This is a genomic window from Gilliamella sp. BG1 (genome assembly GCF_046635625.1).
Classification (GTDB): domain Bacteria; phylum Pseudomonadota; class Gammaproteobacteria; order Enterobacterales; family Orbaceae; genus Gilliamella; species Gilliamella bombi.
Genome location: NZ_JBIDFG010000005.1, coordinates 120,672 through 140,460 on the forward strand (window position 1 = coordinate 120,672; position 19,789 = coordinate 140,460).

18 protein-coding genes and 4 tRNA genes are annotated in these 19,789 nt (G+C 32.6%); 8 read left to right on the top strand and 14 right to left on the bottom strand.

The annotated features are described in order from the left end of the window. Nucleotides 1-198 precede the first annotated feature (198 nt). The gene (pflA, locus tag ACGH80_RS03670) at nucleotides 199-978 is read left to right on the top strand and encodes a pyruvate formate lyase 1-activating protein (protein ID WP_218055817.1); all 780 of its coding nucleotides are present in this window, start codon (nucleotides 199-201) and stop codon (nucleotides 976-978) included. A 49-nt stretch (nucleotides 979-1,027) separates the two neighbouring features. On the opposite strand, the gene rarD is transcribed toward pflA, so the two are convergent. From rarD to ACGH80_RS03685, 3 genes are all read right to left on the bottom strand, one after another. Beyond that, nucleotides 1,028-1,924 (bottom strand): EamA family transporter RarD, encoded by an 897-nt coding sequence (gene rarD / locus ACGH80_RS03675; RefSeq protein ID WP_296300341.1) that lies wholly within the window; start codon nucleotides 1,922-1,924, stop codon nucleotides 1,028-1,030. 66 nt (nucleotides 1,925-1,990) lie between these two features. Then, nucleotides 1,991-3,283, bottom strand: a complete 1,293-nt coding sequence (gene serS / locus ACGH80_RS03680) for a serine--tRNA ligase (protein WP_085164904.1) — start codon at nucleotides 3,281-3,283, stop codon at nucleotides 1,991-1,993. A gap of 872 nt (nucleotides 3,284-4,155) precedes the next feature. Next, nucleotides 4,156-4,332: a hypothetical protein gene (locus ACGH80_RS03685; protein ID WP_155266131.1), complete on the bottom strand. Its 177-nt coding sequence runs from the start codon at nucleotides 4,330-4,332 to the stop codon at nucleotides 4,156-4,158. A 473-nt stretch (nucleotides 4,333-4,805) separates the two neighbouring features. Between ACGH80_RS03685 and ACGH80_RS03690 the strand changes: the two genes are divergently transcribed. Further along, on the top strand, nucleotides 4,806-5,246 hold the full coding sequence (locus ACGH80_RS03690; RefSeq protein ID WP_411630549.1) for an integrase core domain-containing protein: 441 nt from the start codon (nucleotides 4,806-4,808) through the stop codon (nucleotides 5,244-5,246). Nucleotides 5,247-5,431: 185 nt separating this feature from the next. Here the strand turns inward: ACGH80_RS03690 and ACGH80_RS03695 are convergent. The 8 genes from ACGH80_RS03695 to recA form a co-directional block, all read right to left on the bottom strand. After that, a tRNA-Arg gene (locus ACGH80_RS03695) sits at nucleotides 5,432-5,508 on the bottom strand. Nucleotides 5,509-5,528: 20 nt separating this feature from the next. Continuing rightward, nucleotides 5,529-5,605, bottom strand: a tRNA-Arg gene (locus tag ACGH80_RS03700). Between the two features lie 19 nt (nucleotides 5,606-5,624). Next, nucleotides 5,625-5,701: transfer RNA gene (locus tag ACGH80_RS03705), tRNA-Arg, on the bottom strand. An 18-nt stretch (nucleotides 5,702-5,719) separates the two neighbouring features. After that, nucleotides 5,720-5,812 (bottom strand) — tRNA-Ser (locus tag ACGH80_RS03710). Nucleotides 5,813-5,935: 123 nt separating this feature from the next. Beyond that, complete coding sequence (gene csrA / locus ACGH80_RS03715) at nucleotides 5,936-6,136, bottom strand: carbon storage regulator CsrA (RefSeq protein ID WP_034913196.1); 201 nt, start codon at nucleotides 6,134-6,136, stop codon at nucleotides 5,936-5,938. A gap of 131 nt (nucleotides 6,137-6,267) precedes the next feature. Further along, nucleotides 6,268-8,901 carry an alanine--tRNA ligase gene (gene alaS, locus ACGH80_RS03720; protein WP_085164902.1) on the bottom strand — a complete coding sequence of 878 codons (2,634 nt, stop codon included), beginning with the start codon at nucleotides 8,899-8,901 and terminating at the stop codon, nucleotides 6,268-6,270. A 205-nt stretch (nucleotides 8,902-9,106) separates the two neighbouring features. Further along, nucleotides 9,107-9,613, bottom strand: a complete 507-nt coding sequence (locus tag ACGH80_RS03725) for a regulatory protein RecX (protein ID WP_167370068.1) — start codon at nucleotides 9,611-9,613, stop codon at nucleotides 9,107-9,109. Then, a complete protein-coding gene (gene recA / locus ACGH80_RS03730; RefSeq protein ID WP_065574897.1) occupies nucleotides 9,606-10,652 on the bottom strand; it encodes a recombinase RecA in 1,047 nt (348 codons plus the stop codon). Before recA ends, ACGH80_RS03725 begins: the two co-directional genes overlap by 8 nt. 516 nt (nucleotides 10,653-11,168) lie before the next feature. On the opposite strand from recA, the gene ACGH80_RS03735 reads away from it, so the two are divergent. The 3 genes from ACGH80_RS03735 to ACGH80_RS03745 are packed head-to-tail and all read left to right on the top strand — an operon-like array spanning nucleotide 11,169 to nucleotide 14,650. Next, a complete protein-coding gene (locus tag ACGH80_RS03735; RefSeq protein ID WP_085164898.1) occupies nucleotides 11,169-12,413 on the top strand; it encodes a PqiA/YebS family transporter subunit in 1,245 nt (414 codons plus the stop codon). Between the two features lie 15 nt (nucleotides 12,414-12,428). Further along, nucleotides 12,429-14,066, top strand: a complete 1,638-nt coding sequence (pqiB, locus tag ACGH80_RS03740; protein WP_085164896.1) for an intermembrane transport protein PqiB — start codon at nucleotides 12,429-12,431, stop codon at nucleotides 14,064-14,066. Continuing rightward, nucleotides 14,063-14,650: a membrane integrity-associated transporter subunit PqiC gene (locus ACGH80_RS03745; protein ID WP_411630550.1), complete on the top strand. Its 588-nt coding sequence runs from the start codon at nucleotides 14,063-14,065 to the stop codon at nucleotides 14,648-14,650. Before pqiB ends, ACGH80_RS03745 begins: the two co-directional genes overlap by 4 nt. Before the next feature lie 44 nt (nucleotides 14,651-14,694). Here ACGH80_RS03745 and pabB read toward each other — a convergent pair whose 3' ends face one another. The 3 genes from pabB to ACGH80_RS03760 form a co-directional block, all read right to left on the bottom strand. Next, nucleotides 14,695-16,452: an aminodeoxychorismate synthase component I gene (gene pabB, locus ACGH80_RS03750; protein WP_411578354.1), complete on the bottom strand. Its 1,758-nt coding sequence runs from the start codon at nucleotides 16,450-16,452 to the stop codon at nucleotides 14,695-14,697. Nucleotide 16,453: 1 nt separating this feature from the next. After that, entirely contained in the window at nucleotides 16,454-17,029 is a 576-nt protein-coding gene (locus tag ACGH80_RS03755) for an anthranilate synthase component II (RefSeq protein WP_411630551.1), read from the bottom strand. Between the two features lie 473 nt (nucleotides 17,030-17,502). Next, on the bottom strand, nucleotides 17,503-18,099 hold the full coding sequence (locus tag ACGH80_RS03760; protein WP_296301027.1) for a CHAP domain-containing protein: 597 nt from the start codon (nucleotides 18,097-18,099) through the stop codon (nucleotides 17,503-17,505). Nucleotides 18,100-18,308: 209 nt separating this feature from the next. On the opposite strand from ACGH80_RS03760, the gene yccX reads away from it, so the two are divergent. From yccX to lptA, 3 genes are all read left to right on the top strand, one after another. Further along, a complete protein-coding gene (gene yccX / locus ACGH80_RS03765) occupies nucleotides 18,309-18,587 on the top strand; it encodes an acylphosphatase (protein ID WP_141671669.1) in 279 nt (92 codons plus the stop codon). A gap of 80 nt (nucleotides 18,588-18,667) precedes the next feature. Then, on the top strand, nucleotides 18,668-19,231 hold the full coding sequence (gene lptC / locus ACGH80_RS03770; protein WP_034913230.1) for an LPS export ABC transporter periplasmic protein LptC: 564 nt from the start codon (nucleotides 18,668-18,670) through the stop codon (nucleotides 19,229-19,231). Nucleotides 19,232-19,234: 3 nt separating this feature from the next. Beyond that, a complete protein-coding gene (gene lptA / locus ACGH80_RS03775) occupies nucleotides 19,235-19,789 on the top strand; it encodes a lipopolysaccharide transport periplasmic protein LptA (RefSeq protein WP_065589835.1) in 555 nt (184 codons plus the stop codon).

Sequence of the window (19,789 nt, forward strand, 5' to 3'; positions counted from 1 at the left end):
TTTTTATCAGTGCAAATATTATTTTTGCCATCTTTAAATTAAATATTAATACGATGATAATAATTTAATATTGTTGATATTTATCCAGTATAATTAATCAAAATATAATTCGTGACGATTAATACTATTGGTTTAAGTTTGACGGTAGTGGAGTTAAAATTATTAAAAAGTCATATGAGCAATGATTCGAGATTATCTATGGAACAACAAAATATTATTATGACAACTAATTCGCCTATTAAAGGCCGTATCCACTCTTTTGAATCCTTTGGTACTGTTGATGGTCCAGGGATTCGTTTTATTGTTTTTTTTCAAGGTTGCTTAATGCGTTGCTTGTATTGCCATAATCGTGATACATGGGATTTAAAAGCTGGCCGAGAGGTCACCGTTGATGAGCTTATGAAAGAAATTGTTTCTTACAAAAGTTTTATTATGCCTAATGGTGGTGGTGTGACAGCTTCGGGCGGTGAGGCTACGTTACAAGCTGAGTTTGTTACTCAATGGTTTAGAGCTTGTCATCAAGAAGGCATTAGTACTTGTTTGGATACTAATGGTTATGCAAGGCAGCTCGACCATGTTGTTGATGAACTTTTAGAAGTAACAGATTTGGTCATGCTTGATTTAAAGCAAGTTAATGATGAAATTCATCAAAAATTAGTTGGAGTGCCAAATAAACGAGTTCTTGAATTTGCTAAATATTTGCAAAAAATTAATAAGCGAACTTGGATACGTTATGTTGTTGTTCCTGGGTGGACTGATGATGATAATTCAGCACATCTGCTTGGTAAATTTATTGAGGGGATGGATAATATTGAGCGTGTAGAATTACTTGCTTATCATAAACTAGGTGCTTATAAATGGGATACGATTGGTGATAAATATAAGTTGGAAGGCGTTGAGGCTCCACCAAGAGAAACCCTTGATAGGATCCAAGGTATTTTAGAAAGTTATGGTCATTATGTTACATTTAGTAAATAGTTGATAGATTGTTTGATAAGAGGCGCATTCAATTGTGCCTCTTTTGTATCTATTGTAATCTTTTTCGTTTTATTGCACGTATAACAAAAATCCCACCCTCAAAAGCTAGAATGCAGACAGATAACCAAATAAATCCATATGATACAATATGTTCTGATGAAACTTTCTCATGCAAAAACAGTATAGAAATAACTGTTAGTAGTACTGGCTCTACATATCCTAATAAACCAAATAATCCCATGGGCAGTAAGCGACTTGCAACAAAATAGATTGCAAAAGCAATAGCCGTGATGATCCCCAAGGTTGGTATGTAAATCGGGAAATGAGAAAGATCACTAATAATTTTGTCTAAACGATAATTTAAGGCACAATATATAAGGCACCCTAGGAAGATAAAGAAAAAGTCAGAAAAGGTGCCCACAATGCCATCTATTCGCAATTTGCGCCTTGTCATAAAGTAGATTGGATACCCCAAAGCAATAACAGCGGTTTCCCATGAGAAAGCACCAGTGATGTAAATTTCAATGGCAACGCCTAATACTGCAAGTGCAACAGCTATTTTTTGCAAGAAGCTGAGCTTTTCTTTATAAAAAATTTGCCCAGAAATCACCATTGCTAGTGGCAATAAAAAATAACCTAGCGATGCTGATAACCCATGTCCGTTAAGTGGTGCCCAAATAAAAATCATCATTTGTATTGTGAGCAAAACAGAAGAAAATAATAACCCCAATAAAAAAAGTGGTTGTTGTTTTATTCGTCTAAAAAGTGCAGTTATAACTGACCACTGTTTTCCCGCAATGATTAATATAGCTATTGCAGGAAATGAAGTTAGTAATCGCCAACAAAAAATATCAACAACAGATAAGGAGTGTAACAAAACTGGGTAGTAATACAGTAACCCAAATAGACATGATGCCAGTATTGAAAGCGCTACACCTTTTATCATTTTTTTCACCTTTATTAATAAAAAAATAGCGCTAATAGATAGCGCTATTCTCTAAGATAATGTAAGTTATTTAATAAACTCAACACCATTCATATAAGGTACTAAAACGGATGGAACTTTAATTGAACCATCTGCTTGTTGATAGTTTTCCATAATAGCAACAAGTGTACGTCCAACAGCTAGACCAGAACCATTTAGTGTATGTACTAAATATGTTTTATTATCAGCTTTATTACGATAACGAGCTTGCATTCGGCGAGCTTGGAAATCCCACATATTTGAGCAAGAAGAAATTTCTCGGTATGTATTTTGAGCTGGTACCCATACTTCAAGGTCATAGGTTTTACAAGAGCCAAAGCCCATATCTCCAGTACATAACACAATTTTTCGATATGGTAATTCAAGTAATTGCAATACTTTTTCTGCGTGAGCAGTTAACTCTTCTAATGCCTTCATCGATTCTTCTGGCTTAACAATTTGAACCAATTCTACTTTATCAAATTGATGCATACGGATTAAGCCGCGAGTATCTTTACCGTAAGATCCTGCTTCAGAGCGAAAGCAAGGAGTGTGTGCTGTCATTTTTAATGGTAATACACTTTCATCAAGGATTTCATCGCGCACAAGATTAGTTACAGGCACTTCGGCAGTTGGAATTAATGCATAATTACTGCTTTCAGCTTCTTCATCAAGCGGTTTAGTATGAAATAAGTCACCTGCAAACTTTGGCAATTGTCCTGTTCCAAAAAGTGTTGCTTGATTGACTAAATACGGTACATAAATTTCGGCATAACCATGCTGTTCTGTGTGTAAATCTAACATGAATTGAGTAATAGCACGATGTAAGCGTGCGATTTGTGATTTCATAACCACAAAACGTGCACCTGTGAGTTTTACCCCTGCTGCAAAGTCAAGATCACCAAAGCGTTCTCCTAATGCAACATGATCTTGAATTGGGAAATCAAATTTTCTTGGTGTGCCAAAGCGTGAAATTTCAACATTATCATTTTCATCTTTTCCATCAGGAACAGAGTCATCAGGAATATTTGGGATAGTGGAAGCGATATCTTTAATTTTGCTTAGTAGGATATCAAGCTCTGCTTTAGCGCTATTGAGTTTTTCACCAAGTTTATTGACTTCTTCACGGACAGCTGTAATATCTTCGCCTCGTGCTTTTGCTTCACCAATTGCTTTTGAACGAGCATTACGTTCGGCTTGTAAGTTCTCGGTTTCAACTTGTAATACTTTGCGTTTTTCTTCTAAGTGACGAATCGTATCAATATCTAATTTAAATCCTCGACGTGCTAATTTATTAGCGACAAGATCCAATTCATTTCGGAGTAAATTTGGGTCCAACATAAATAGTGTCCATTATTAACTAGGGAATATCTTTCTACTTTATCGTTATTCTATTATAGAAAACAGAACATATAAATTAAAAAGTAGATTAATTTACCGATATTAAAATTTGTTAGCTTAGTATACTAGAATTATATTGGGATTCAACCGAAATGGCGACCAGAAGAACTTTAGGGAACTAGTAAAATATTATTTATTCAAATAGATAGACGATAAGCTGTTTTTTGATATATTAATCATATACAAATAAATATTTTTCATAATATCGGCTAGAGGGCTGTTTATCTTTGAATAAAAAGAAAATAAAAAGCATAAAGATGTTGTTATAATATAATTTCGAATTACTTAATATCGATATAATCATCAGATTATTTGATTATTTAGGATGATAATAGTAAGCACAGTGAATTAATCTCACAATATACATATACAGCTCATGGTAATTGAGATAGATTGAATAGGCTGTAGCTATTTTGTCCACGTTTTTGTTCTGATTTCTTCTTGAAGCTGTAATTTTGCAAACATCCGTTTAGGCTTGAGATTTTTCGCTTCTAACTCTTTTAAACATCTGATATCCGAAATTTCTAGATCATCGTATTTTTCCTCCATTTATAAAAAGTTGAATATCCCATATCTTATTTGAGGCAAAGCGCTTTAATTGAGAAACGTGCTTTAACTTTTTTAATATCGGTACGATTTGGTGCTTATCACCTTTTTCATATTCAAATTCTCTTTTACTTTTATTATAGACAATTTTCTACTTTTTAGAAGATAGTTATAATAAAGGGGGGAGTTTTTAGTTCCCCTTTTTATTCGTTTTATTGTATTTTAGTTTTTGGTTGATGTTGATGTAAGTAGGTTTCCTAAAAAAACTAATAAATATCAATAATGAAGTCAATATCTTGTTGTTCTTGTAATTTTACCCTTAACAATTCTTTAAGCTCTTTTATTAAGCTATTTAGTTCAAATATTTCTTTTTTTGTGAGTAGCCCTGTTTTTGATTTTAATTCTTTAATTCTTAAAATTTTTTGCTTGATATTTTTGCACATTATTTACACTCCTTTCATTATTTAAATTTACTATAACTTATTACTTTTTAAAAATATTTGAAAGATTTCAACGATCAGTAACATCAATTAATATAGGTTTTAGCTATCGTGCGCTATTTAATCGATCTGTAAAACCGATCATAATATACTACCAATTAAAATTGATTTAAAGAATAAGAAAAAGATAAGTTATGTTTTGGTAAAAATGTAGTAGATGATATCGTCGATTTTTATCAAAAAAATCAAATTGAATATAAAGAATTATGGAAAATATTAATCAAATTTTTAATATTTCAGTATCGGATTGTAATGATTCTGTAAATTGGTAGCTTGATTATAAATGGATAAATAGACGTGTTTATCGAGTATATTGTGAGTTAAGGCTTAACCTCAGAATAAAACATAGAAGCGTATTTTATTTCGAACACCAGAAAAGTTATCATATTTCTAATAAAAAAGGTGAATGTTGATTAATGGTTTTTATCAGTGATAGTAGCTGTAATCAACGTCGCTTTAGGACATTCAATGTCATCGATGGCTTTAATCGTGAGGCGTTAGAGATTGATATTGCAGTAAGCTTACCAGCGGGAAGAATTACCCGTTACTTAGATAAACTGGCTGAATATCGAGGGTATCCATTAAAAATACGGGTCGATAATGGACCAGAATTTACAGGAAAAACCTTTATAAACTTGGCTAAATCACATGATATAGCCATTGATTATATCCAGCCCGGTAGTCCTTATCAAAATGGCTATATTGAACGATTTAATCGTACTGAAGTACTCAATTTATATCTTTTTAACAAATTAGTACAAGCAAGGAGAATAACCGAAGAATGGTTAATGATTTATAACACTGAAAGGCCACATGAGGCATTAAATAACATGACACAGCCGAATATAAAACATTAAAACAAGCAGCGTAATTTTCTACATTAGTTTTAACTATGCGGTATCAAAATTTCCAAAATATACAAATAAACGTACAAAGTGGTGTGATGAGTAGTTCTTCGCTGTTTTTGAATCTGGATATAATAAGATAAGTTTTTATTTTTTTTATTATTGCTATAACTGATAAAGTGTTCGAAAGTGGTTAATGGCGCACCCGAAGGGATTCGAACCCCTGACCGCTCGGTTCGAAGCCGAGTGCTCTATCCAGCTGAGCTACGGATGCGTGTAAGTTCGTTAAAAAAGTGGTGCATCCGAAGGGATTCGAACCCCTGACCGCCCGGTTCGTAGCCGGGTACTCTATCCAGCTGAGCTACGGATGCGTTTTGAATTTATTTAAAATGGTGCATCCGAAGGGATTCGAACCCCTGACCGCCCGGTTCGTAGCCGGGTACTCTATCCAGCTGAGCTACGGATGCATATTTTAATTTATTTAATGGCGGTGAGAGAGGGATTCGAACCCTCGATGCAGCTTTTGACCGCATACTCCCTTAGCAGGGGAGCGCCTTCAGCCTCTCGGCCATCTCACCAATGTATTATGATTTTGCTTTAACAACAAAATCATAATGTGTGGCGCACATATTACGTTTTACAAAAAATAAGTCAAACATTTTTTTGCTTACGCGTGCTAGTTGTTTATTTCCTGCCCAATATTACCCTATGGACTTAGGTATTTCATCATTTGCTTCTTGTGGTTGATGAATTTTGTTATATATTTCTTCCCTATGAATAGAAACTTCTTTAGGTGCATTAATACCTACTCTGACTTGATTTCCCTTCACGCCCAAGATGGTAATAACTACATCATCACCAATTATTAGTGTTTCACCTACTCTCCTAGTTAAAATTAACATTAGATCTCCTAATATCAGTTAAGTATATATCCAAACAATTTTAATATATAGCTTTATCAGCCCCCATCAATAAGACGGGATTTTACAGAAAACTCTAATATTCAATTAACAAATATTTTGAGTCTATCTGGCTAATTTGCTTGTAATTTATTACTGATTTCCTTTTTCACAGAAGATAACGCTTCTGGTAATGCCGAGAGATCCATTCCACCTGCTTGAGCGAAATCAGGTCGCCCACCCCCTTTACCGCCTACTTTTAATGCTAATTGGGAAACCAAATCTCCTGCCTTAACTATATTGACTAAGTCATTGGTTACACCTGCAGCTAAATTGATCTTATCATCATTGACAGCGGCTAAAATTATTACACCTGTCTTTAATTGATTTTTCAGATCATCAATCATAGTCCGTAATAATTTTGCTTCAACATTATCAAGTTTAGCAATTAGTAAATGTTTATCATTGATTTTTTCACATTGATTAAGTAATTGTGCACTTTCTTGGCTAGCTTTCTGTGCTTTTAGTTGTTCAATTGTTCTTTCAAGCTGTTTAGTTTGCTCGATCAATTGCTCAATGCGCACTAAAACTGCCGATTTGTCACTTTTAGTTAGTTGTCCAATTTGAGTTAATAAATTAGATTCATTATGGATCAGATCCATTGCATTTTGCCCTGAAGTTGCCTCAATACGGCGTACACCAGAAGCTATGCTTGATTCTGATATTATTTTAAATAACCCAATATCACCAGTTCTATTTACGTGAGTACCACCACAAAGTTCAATTGAAAAATCGCCCATTGTTAGAACTCTAACGATATCTTCATATTTTTCACCAAATAAAGCCATAGCGCCTTTATCTTTAGCTTTATCAATTGGCATTAGCTCAATATCAACTGGTAAATTACGACGAATCTGTTGATTTACTAAGTTCTCTATTTCAATAATTTGTTCTGGCGTAATGGCTTGATTATGTGAAAAGTCAAAACGTAAATAGCTATCATTAACTAGAGACCCTTTTTGGTGGACATGGTTGCCTAAAATACGTTGTAAAGCCGCTTGTAATAGATGCGTAGCTGAGTGATTACGTCGAATACGTTCACGCAACTCAACATCAATAGCAGCAATGACATTATCACCAACTTTTAAAGAGCCTTTTATAATTTGACCAAAATGACCAATACTTTTACCATATTTTTGGCTATCAAAAACACTAAATTCAAGATTAGCCGCGGTTAGTAAGCCTTTATCACCAATTTGGCCACCAGACTCTCCATAAAATGGTGTTTTGTCTAAAACGACAATAGCTTCATCACCTGCGTTAATATTTTCGACTTTTTGGCCGTTTTTAAATATAGCAATAACTTTTCCTGATGATTCTGTTGCTTGATAACCTAAAAATTCGGTTTTATCATCAAGCTTGATAACATTACTATAATCAACATTAAATGAGCTTGATTCGCGAGCTCGCTTTCGTTGCTCTTCCATGCATTGGTTAAAGCCATCTTCATCAATAGTAATGTTTTTTTCACGACACACATCTGCCGTTAGATCTAATGGAAAACCATAAGTATCATAAAGTTTAAATGCGATATCTCCAGGTAAAACTTTCCCCGTTATTTTGGCTAATTCCTGATCTAATAAAGATAACCCTCGTTCAAGAGTCTTTAAAAATTGCTCTTCTTCAATTTTAAGTGCATCTTCGACTAGTTTTCGATTATTTTCTAATTCAACCGCTGCGCTTCCCATCACATCAATTAATGGTTTAACTAATTTATAAAAGAAAATATCTTTTGCTCCTAGCATGTGCCCATGACGCACTGCGCGTCGAATAATGCGGCGTAGTACATAGCCTCGTCCTTCGTTTGAAGGTAAAACTCCATCTGAAATTAGGAATGCACAAGAGCGGATATGGTCGGCAATAACGCGTAGCGATTTATTTTCTAAATCTTTAGTCTGAATAACGTTAGCAGCATCATTAATTAATTTCTTAAACAGATCTATTTCATAATTAGAGTTGACGTGTTGTAGCACTGCAGCAATACGTTCTAGTCCCATACCAGTATCCACAGATGGCTTAGGTAATGGTTCCATTGTTCCATCGGGATGGCGATTAAATTGCATAAAGACAATATTCCAAATTTCTATAAATCTGTCACCATCTTCTTCTGCGCTACCAGGAGGTCCTCCCCAAATGTGATCACCATGATCATAGAAAATTTCGGTACAAGGACCACAAGGACCGGTATCACCCATCTGCCAAAAGTTATCTGAGGCATACGGAGCACCTTTATTATCACCAATACGAATTATGCGTTCTTTAGGGATGCCGATTTCTTTTTCCCATATTGCATATGCTTCATCATCTGTCTCATAAACGGTAACGGTTAACTTCTCTTTAGGTAGGTTAAACCACTCTTTGCTGGTCAATAATTCCCATGCAAAATGTATTGCATCATGTTTAAAGTAGTCACCAAAACTAAAGTTTCCTAACATCTCAAAAAATGTATGGTGTCGAGCAGTATAACCAACATTATCTAAATCATTATGTTTTCCACCAGCACGGACGCAACGTTGCGATGTTGTTGCTCTAGTGTAAGAACGCTTATCAACACCAAGGAATACATCTTTAAATTGATTCATTCCAGCATTAGTAAATAATAATGTTGGATCATTGTGTGGAACAAGGGAACTACTTGCGACAACTTCATGTCCTTTGCCACGGAAAAAGTCAAGAAAATTTTGACGAATTTCTGCAGTACTTTTCATTTATGCTTCCATATAAAACGATAGATTTTTAAACATAGTAATATACCCGTTACAACTAAAGTTGAAAAGTAAATCTTCCTAAATTGGAGTGGAGCTAACTAATATTTATTACAAGTAAATAGGGATAAAATAAAAAAAGAATTAATGAGCTTTATTTGTAATAGGCTTTAAATTATATGTTTTGTATTCTAGATATTATAATTATTTAAGTCAATAAATCGTAAGCAGCTTTAATATCATCTTGTGTATAACCTCTAGCAACTAAAAACTGAGTAACTTTTTGTTTTTTATTGTTATTTTCGGGTTTGATTTGTTTTGACTTTTTTAATAATTGTTTATATGCAAGGTTTCCCCAGTTTATATTAGAGGCTTGTAATAACTGACGGCTTAAGTCAACAGATAAACCCCGTTGTTTAAGTTCTATTGCAATTTTATACTTTCCGTAGCCTTTATTGGCACGCATAACAATATAATTTTCAATATAATGGGCGTCATTTATCCAATTTTGATTAATACAATGTTCAATCACATCTTGTATTTCAATTTTTAGTTTAGTCAATTGGTCATGATATTCTTCTTCTGTATTTTGTTGCTTCTTTGCAAAAAAGAATATCATTTTTTGGCTTAGTTCATACGAAGAGTGATCGCGCTGTGCAAGTAATTGCACAGCTTTATTTAGGATTGATTTATTGAGTTTTTTTTCATTATTCAATGCTGTCATTCTCTAATGAAATATCGTCTTCAGGGGCTGTAAAATCTGCTGGACTATTTAGTAATAAATCACGTAGTTTTGTTTCGAGCTCTTTTGCGATTTCAGGATGTTCTTGCAAAAACTTAATTGAGTTAGCTTTACCTTGTCCAACTTTTTCGCCGTTGTAGCTATACCATGCACCAGCTTTATCGACTAACTTATGTTTAACCCCTAAGTCAATCAATTCGCCTTCTTTAGAAATACCACAACCATAAAGAATCTGGAATTCTGCTTGTCTAAAAGGTGCTGCAACTTTATTTTTAACCACTTTAACTCGAGTATCACTACCAATAATATCTTCGCCTTCTTTCACAGAACCTGTGCGACGAATATCAAGGCGAACAGAAGCATAGAATTTTAGTGCATTACCGCCTGTTGTTGTTTCTGGGCTACCAAACATAACACCAATTTTCATACGAATTTGGTTAATAAATACAACTAAACAATTTGCATTTTTGATATTCGCAGTTAGTTTACGTAATGCTTGTGACATTAAGCGAGCTTGTAATCCCATATGAGAATCGCCCATTTCACCCTCAATTTCAGCTTTTGGAGTTAATGCTGCGACTGAGTCAACAATAATAACATCAACAGCACCAGAACGAACCAAAGCGTCGCAAATTTCAAGGGCTTGCTCTCCTGTATCAGGTTGAGAAACTAATAAGTCATCAACTTGAACGCCTAATTTAGCTGCATAAATTGGATCGAGTGCATGTTCAGCATCAATAAATGCACAAGTCTTACCTTCTTTTTGAGCTTGTGCTATGACTGATAAGGTAAGTGTTGTTTTACCAGATGATTCTGGCCCAAAAATTTCAACAATTCGACCCATTGGTAAACCGCCAATACCTAGAGCAATATCAAGACCTAAAGAACCTGTAGATACAGCATCTACATCTAACGTTTGGGTGTCCCCTAAACGCATAATTGAACCTTTACCAAATTGTTTTTCGATTTGACTTAATGCAGCAGAAAGTGCGCGTTGTTTGTTTTCGTTCATATTATAAAATTCCAATGAGTTAGGATTGGTAATATTATACTGTATTGTTATACAGTATCAAGTTTTTTTCTCAACAATTATTTAGTTAACTATGGAAATTAAGACACAAATTTTATGGATGATTTGTTTTATGTAATAATTGAAACTAACAAATGGTGATGAAATATTGATATTCAAGATTAAATTTATTGAATTATTTTGTTAATTTTATAGCTGTGAATTTTTATCAAACCTAAATTAATATTGATTATTTTAGTATAATGAAAAGAATAACGCATTTTATAAAGATTATATTTGATAATAATCAAAACCCACTAATTTAATTTAGTAATACTTTCATAAAAAAATGTCATTTGATATGATTAGCTTTGGAGCTAATATAACCAACTTTTATTCATTAAAATATTTGTTCTTCAAGAAACTATTTAATAATAACTCATTAATTTAATACTCAAATGTTATATTACTCTGAAATATTTATTTAGGTTAAAATATATTTCGAAATAAAGGAAAACAATGACCATTGATAAACAACATTATGTTTTATGCTCACACTGTGATTTGGTCATAGAATTAACTGATATAACAGTAGGGCACAAAGCTGTTTGTCCACGCTGTAATACTACATTAGCTAAAAATAGTAGCAATATGAAATTTAGAGCTGCTATGTATGCAGCTTGTTCATTAATTATGATTATTGTCGCCTGCGGCTTTGTCTTTATTGATATCCGAATTGTAGGAAATTACATTGGCGTTAGCGTATTAGATATTCCTAAGACCCTTTATTTTGATAAATATAGCTATGTTTCAGCGCTTTTTATTTTATTTGTTTTACTTTTCCCTATATTCAATTTATTAATCATCGTCCTGCTTTGCTCCAGAATTCAATTAACAAAATATCGCAAACGCGATCTACTTATTGTTTATGAAAAATTTCAACATTGGTGTATGCCGGAAATCTTTCTTACTGGTGTTTTGGTCAGTTTTGTTAAATTAATGAGTTATGGCAGTATTGGGGTCACTGGTACGTTTTGGGCGTTTTGTCTATTTGTCTTTTTTTATATAAAATCTTTAGTTATTTTCTCGCCTGAAGTAATTTGGAACGAAATTCATCGTAATAACTTTGCTGTTAATTCATTGAAAGTTGGAAAAACAGGAATTAGTCAAAATCTAAAATTATGTAATTGTTGTCAGGCTATATTACCCATACATTATAAAAAATGCCCTCGATGTAAACAAAAAAGTAAAATTAGGGAGCGTGATAAAATACAATGGACTATAGCTTTATTAATTACTTCATTAATTCTTTACATTCCTGCTAATTTATTTGGAATTATGATAACTGTTGTTTTGGGGGCTGCATCAACTTCAAATATCATGGATGGAGTTATTTATATGTGGCAAGCAGGTGATGTACCTGTTGCTCTTGTTATTTTTCTCGCTAGTGTTGTTATACCAATTTTAAAAATTATTTCACTAAGTTGGCTTTGTTATTTTGCATTAGCAGTAAAACGAAAAAATAAGAATAATTGTTTAAAAATGAAAAAATTATATAGTGCAGTTGAGTTTATTGGTAAATGGTCAATGATAGATATATTTGTTGTTTCTGTCGTTTGTTCTTTAGTGAGAAATCAGCAAATGATGGGTGTTTATCCTGATATTGGCGTTACATTCTTTGCAACTGTCGTTATTATCACAATGATTGCATCACAAAAATTTGATCCTCGTTTAATTTGGGATCGTCCGCAAAATAGAAAATAGATTAATAGGAACAATATGGCAACATCAAGTAAATTGGCAAAAATAATTAAAATTAGAGCTATTTCAGCAATATGGATTATTCCCATTGTCACTGCAATTGTTGGTCTATGGATAATCTACTCTCATTATGCTGATAGAGGTACCTCGTTCACATTACTTGCAAAAGACGCAAGTGGCATTGTTGCTGGCAAAACGGTAATTAAAAATCGCAGTGTTGATGTGGGTATAGTCGATGAAGTGACTTTATCTGATGACTACCAGCAAGTGGTTATAAAAGGCCGTGTTTATAGCGATATGGCTCCATTGCTGAAAAATGATTCGATTTTTTGGGTCGTCAAGCCAGAAATTGGTCGTGATGGGGTAACGGGATTAGGTACTATTTTATCGGGTGTCTATATAGAATTAGCCGCAGGGAACGATAATCATAGTTTTCAAAATAAACCTTTTGTGCTTTCTGATGCGCCTCCGTTGTCTGATCCTAGTATCAAAGGTATTCGTCTAAAATTAGAAAGTGAGCAAAATGGTGTGATTCCTCGAGGGGCAGCTATCATGTTTCATGGTTATCGTGTAGGGAATGTGGAGACCTCGGAATTTGATGTTGAATCGCGTAAGATGAAATATCAAATTTTTATTACTAAACCTTATGATGTGTTAGTAACACAAAACGTACGATTTTGGAAAGAAGGAGGTATCAATTTAACTCTTTCATCTCGAGGTGCAAGCCTAGATGTCCCTTCTCTGGATGTATTAATGTCTGGAGGAATTAGTTTTGATTTACCCGAAGGATCCAAATTAGGTGCACCCGCTGAGCAAAATGCAGTTTATACATTATATGAAGATAAAAAATCTATCCAAGATTCGCAATATACTGAATATAAAGAATTCCTTATTATGCTTTCTGATTCTATATCGGGGTTAACAGAGGGAGTACCAGTTGAATATCATGGTATTAGATTAGGAACAGTATCTAAAGTACCATTTTATACCGCTGAAATGTTAGAAAAATCATCAATTTTAAATAAAAGGGTGCCGATATTAATTAGGATAGAGCCTGATCGTTTATCTGAATTAGTTGATGAGAAAATCGATATTGCCGCTTTGATAATGAAAGAACAAAAAAATGGGTTAAGAGCGTCATTAAAAACTTCAAATATGTTTACTGGTGCGCTATATATAGATCTTGATTTTTATCCTGAATTAAAAAATAAGTATGATCCACAACTAGCGAAGCAGTTTGGTTACGATACAATTGAGGCGACTTCGACAGGGATTGCGCAAATTCAGGCAAAAATTATGCAGTTACTTGATAATTTTAATAATTTGCCACTTAACAATACTCTATCGCAGTTCAATCAATCATTAGCTTCGAGTGAACGATTAATGAAATCGTTAAATCGTATTATGGCAAGTAAAGAGATGCAAAATATACCAAAGGATTTACAAAAAACATTACGTTCATTAAATGAAACAATGAAAGAATTACAACCAGGTTCTGAATTAAATAACCAAATGAAAGAGAGTTTACAAAAAGTGCAACAGATGATGGATGAATTAACGCCATTACTTAATACTCTCAATGATAAGAGCAATGCACTGATTTTTTCTGCTCCAGCGAAGAAAGATCAAGAGCCTAAAGCAAAAGGTAAAAAATGATGAAGAAAATATATAAAAAGCTACTTACAATCATATTTATGCCATTACTTGCAATATTAGTCGGTTGTTCAGCTAACGACCCAAGTAAAAGCTATTTTCAACTAACTAGTAATTTACCAAGTCCAGTATTGCAAAAAATAAAAACTACCAAATATTTTATTTGGATTGAGTCGGTAGATGTGGTGAGTTTTTTAAATAAACCAGGTATTGTATTACAAACTGATAATATCAAATATGAAACAGCAATGCATCATTTATGGGCTTCAACACTATCTCAGCAATTGCAAGAACGATTGACGCAAGATTTAACGGTCATGTTACCAAATTATTTAGTCTCTAGCAGATCAATTACAACGCCAACATTGACGGTAAAGTTATTTATTGATGGGTTTCATGGAAGCTATACTGGTGATGCGGTGATTAAAGGACGATGGGTTGTTACTGATAGTAAAAATAATATTGAAAGCAAACCATTTGAACGCCATGTTCCTTTAGCAAGTAATGGATATGATGCTTTAGTTAACGCGCTATCTAAAGGTTGGCAGGATGAAGAACTAGACTTTGTAAACTCAATAAAACTTTAATGTCATAATAATATTCCGCCATAATGTTGGCGGAATATTTGAATTTAAACGGTAATTGATCTTAATGATCGTTTGAACTGACTAAAAACCTTGTCATCAATTTCTACCCATTTACGAACACTATTGATAAATGCAATTTTATCGGCTTTTAAAAGGTCATCTTTTAAAATCGTTTTTTCTAACAATTGATTGTGATCTAAATAAAATTGCCTCATGGTGCCAGCTAGTAACCCCGATTCTTTTTTAGGGGTAATCCATTGATCATTAATCCGCAATGCGAGGTTACCATTAACAAATTCAGTTATTTCATTGTGTTGGTTAAAATTAATATATTCTTTTCCTGTAATTAAATTAGGAAAATGCTCCCGATTAGACGTTTTATGATACAAATATACATTTTGGTTATGAACACACTGCTTTGCAAATGCGATTTCATTGATCTCCATTGGCGAGTTAATTCTATTCTCGCTAATGGTATATAGCCCATTTTTTTGCAGTAAAATTCTGACTTTATAGATATTCCCAATATTTTTATTATCTGCATTTGCTAACTTAATAAGTTGCAACTTAATTGCATTGATATCATAGTTAAAATCAAAATAATCAGCTGATTGAGAAAGTCTGCTTAAATGTTCTTCCAATAAGAAAAATTGCCCTTTTTCAAGCAATAATGATTCAATGACATATTTGGGAGAAGAGGTGGTGCGAGTTAAAATTGCTGTTTTAGCTAAAATCTCGTTATATTCATCTTGTGAGGTTGAATCCCAAGTGATCCCTCCGCCAACACCATAATGCATTTGTTGATTGTGTATGGTTAAAGTCCGAATTGGGATATTGAATATAGCTTTTTTCATATATGGTTCAATATAACCAATTGTCCCGCAGTAAACTCCACGTGGTGAGTTTTCAATATCTGCAATAATTTGCATTGTACTGGTTTTAGGCGCTCCAGTTATTGATCCACAAGGAAATAGTGCTTGAAAAATATGATATAAATTAACATGTTCTTTCAATTCACCTTGAATCATAGAAGTCAATTGCCAAACGGTTGGATATTTTTCGGCTGAAAATAATTTAGGAACTGTAACTGATCCTGCCTTTGCAACCCGACTTAAATCATTACGTAATAAATCAACAATCATCATATTTTCGGCTTGGTTTTTTTCAGAGAATAATAATTCTAATTGTTGTTTATCTTGGTGATTATTTAAACCGCGCGCAGTTGTTCCTTTCATTGGTTTTGTTGTAATAATTTTATTTTCTAACTTAAAAAATAATTCTGGCGAAATTGATAAAATACAATAATCGTCAAACTCAATATAAGCGCAATAGTCGGCTTGATTGTTCTTTTGTAGAAAGTGGTAATAATTAATAGCACTTTCATTAAATGGAGTAGTAAATTGAATTGTATAGTTGGTTTGATAAGTATTGCCTGATTCAATTTGAGATCGAATAAAGTTAATTTTTTGATTATATTCCTCAATTGATGTATCGCTTATCAAATCAAAAGTTGGTGGAGTGTAATCACTTATTTCTACATGTTTTTGCTCAATGATAGAAAATTTATCAAAAATACCAAATATCAATAGCGGCAAATCATGATTTTGTTTTGTTTTATTTTCACTATTGAACCCCATTGCGCTTTCATAAGCGAGATATCCAACCGCATAATAGCCTTGTTGTGTGAATTTTTCGATTGAATCAAATTGTTGTTTGATTGTTGAATAATCATCAGACTTTAAAATGGCGATAGGATTGCAAAAATATTTATGTTGACCTTCAAAGTCGATATGAATTTTCATTTTAGTATTGCTCATGGACAAAATTATGAATCATTTGTAAACCAAATTCGGTTTTAATTGCTTCAGGGTGAAATTGAACAGATTCTATGGGTAACTTTTTGTGACGTAATCCCATAATCAATCCTTGATTGTTTCTTGCTGTTACGATTAATTGAGAGTCTTTAGGTAAAGGATTATCACAAGCAATTAATGAATGATAACGAACCACCGAAAGTGGGCTTTTGATTCCTTTAAACACTCCTTGACTATCATGTGTTATTTCATCGATTTTTCCATGCATAGGTGTTGGTGCTTTGATGATCTTATAACCATAATATTGAGCAATCGCTTGATGCCCTAAACAAACTCCCAATATTGGGCAAATATGACTAAATTCGGCAATAGTTGCAAGTGATATTCCAGAATCGGCAGGGGATCCCGGTCCAGGCGAAATGATAATCTTAGAAAAGCTAAGCTCTTTTATTTGTTCAATTGTTATTTCGTCATTTTTAATCACTTTAACTTCTGCGCCAACTTGACACAAATAATTGTGAATATTGAAGGTAAAAGAATCATAATTATCTATTAATAATATCAAAATAGAGTCCATTAATTACATAGCGTATTGTTTTTAAAACATTGGCATTTATAACAGCCAAATTCCAGTTATATCCAGAGTTATTATACCGTTAATACAGTTAAAAACAGATATGATTGCCAGTTTGCTATCTTTTTATTTCTTTTTTTATACTGAAACATAGTGTTACCTGAAACTTTTTAACAAAAATTCTTTTTTTCCTGTGATAAATCCCACAAAGCCATACAACTCTACTTGTATGGTAGCATTTGTGTTACTTATTACGTTAGCCGAAGCTGGGATTGTCAAAATTTTTTTGCAATAGCTCAACATGAAAACCTATCGGCTATTTTAGAGACTATAAAAATAGTATCAAAACAGAAGAATGAATGGTTTGTTGATTAATCTTCATTAACGATCTGAATTATTATTTTGAATATTTTCTGTAATTATGCCATTTGTTTTTTTGTTGTAGTTTACTCTGGTGCAGGCAATTATTTATTTTTACGTAAATAACCTAAAACGCCAAAACCTTCTATTATCCATTTTCCATCTTTAAAGATTAAAGGAAAAGTTGCTCTACTGCTTGCATTTGGTCCGGGGTTTTGTTGCACAATTTCAATTTCGTTGTCGGTTACTTTACTTATAATGGCAACATGCCCATAATTTGACCAATTAAGGATAATAATATCTTCAACTTTTGGTTTAGTTGGTGAACCATTATGAAACTGTAATAAATTACGTTGACGATTAATTTTTCCATCAACGATTGAAGGGTCAAAGAAATCTTTTGCATGCCCATAGCTATTGGGCATTTTGTGATTGAAGCGTTGATAATAATAGCGTTTGATGAATTCAACACATTGATATTTCAGACCTAAGTTATAGCCGTCTTTAGCAATATTTCTTCCACTTACATTATTGATGCTACCATTATAATAGACTTTCACACCATTAAATTCATCAACGACTTTGCCAATTTTCTGTTTATCAATTTCAACATTAGCAAAAGCACATGAATTAAGTGTATAGTAGCTTAATACTGATAATAGCCAAAGTAAAAAAAGCCTTTTTTTATATTTTAATAACATATTTATTTCCATTGTTTTAATTATTTATTATTGTTTATTTTATTGAAAAATAAAATTTAGTCGATAGGTAAAAAACTTACTAGTTGTAAGATTATTAATGAATCTAACATTTAACCATGATAAAAAATTATGTTCTGTATTTTCAACCTAAATTAGTATTTCATCATTAAAATTAATATGTTTGAATTATAATAAAATGAGGTCGCAAGATGATTAAGAAAGTTAAGATAAATGTTAGCGGTCGCGTGCAAGGTGTAGGATTTCGTTTTTTTACTTATCAGCAAGCCCAAAAACTGGGTTTAGTTGGTTATGTTCAAAATTTAGATAATGGCGATGTTGAGATTATAGCTCAAGGTGATAGTTTACAAATAAGCAAATTAATAAAATGGATTGAAAATGGCGGTCCTGCATCTTCACGCATTTTACATGTTAATATTTTTGAATTATTACCACAAAACGATTTAACTTCTTTTAATGTTCGATATTAATTTAATAAAAAATAAAGTAGAATAATTAAAATTTTGGCATTCGAAATAATAATTTCTAATTAATGTGAAAAACGTATGTTATGAATAAAAAAAATCTAATCTGTTTTTTACTTCTCATTGTTGTTATCGGTGTTTATTATAATTATCAAAAAGGAGATGAGGTTGTAAATCAATCCACTCTAAATATATCAGATAAGCCGATTTATCAAAGTGATAAAATGTTAACAGATATTTATGACTTATCTGGGGATCTTATTTATAAAATTGAGTCCAGTAATGTAAGACATTTTGATGACTCAAATAATACTGAATTTGATTTGCCCAATTTTACGTTTTATGAACAGAATCATTCAGCTACATGGCATATTAAAGCAAAGAAAGCAACGTTGACAAAAGATAAACTTCTTTACCTTTATGATGATGTTCAATTAGATAATTTGACACAAGAAGCTCAATTGAAACAAGTAAAAACTGATAATGCCGTGATAGATTTAACTTCACAACTAGTCAAATCAAAAGATCCTGTCATCATTAATGGGGTGGGATTTTATTCAACTGGTATTGGTTTAGCGGGTGATTTACATGCCAAAACGGCTAACATACTTGAAAATGTAAAAACATATTATAATACAGAGGCAAAATAAAACATGAGTTCGCTAAAACAGGTTGTTTTTTCATTAATTTTACTGCTACCAATCTCTTTAAGTAGTTTCGCTAATGAACTTACTTCGCAATCTATAAACTCTAAAGAAGAACATAAAATGTTCGCTGATAATAAACCCATTACGATAGATGCAGATAATCAAAAAATTGATATTGAAAATAATACAATTACATTTATTGGCAATGTTGTTATTATCCAAGAAGGATTAACTATAAAAGCTGATAAAGTGGTTATCACTGACACGCAAGATAAAAATAAGCAAAAAATTACAGCTTATGGTAAGCCTGTGAATTATAAACAAATTTTACCAGAAAAAAATAAGATTGTAACGGGTCATTCTTCACAAGTTATTTATGATGTAAAACAAAATAATGTTATTTTACGCGGTCATGCTGAATTATTTCAACAAGATAATCATATTGTTAGTGATCTGATTACATACGATGTCAAAAAACAGCAAATATTAGCCAATCCAGGTAAGAATATGCGAGTAAAAAGCACTATTATCCCAAACCAAGTTAAAGGGATGAACAAATAA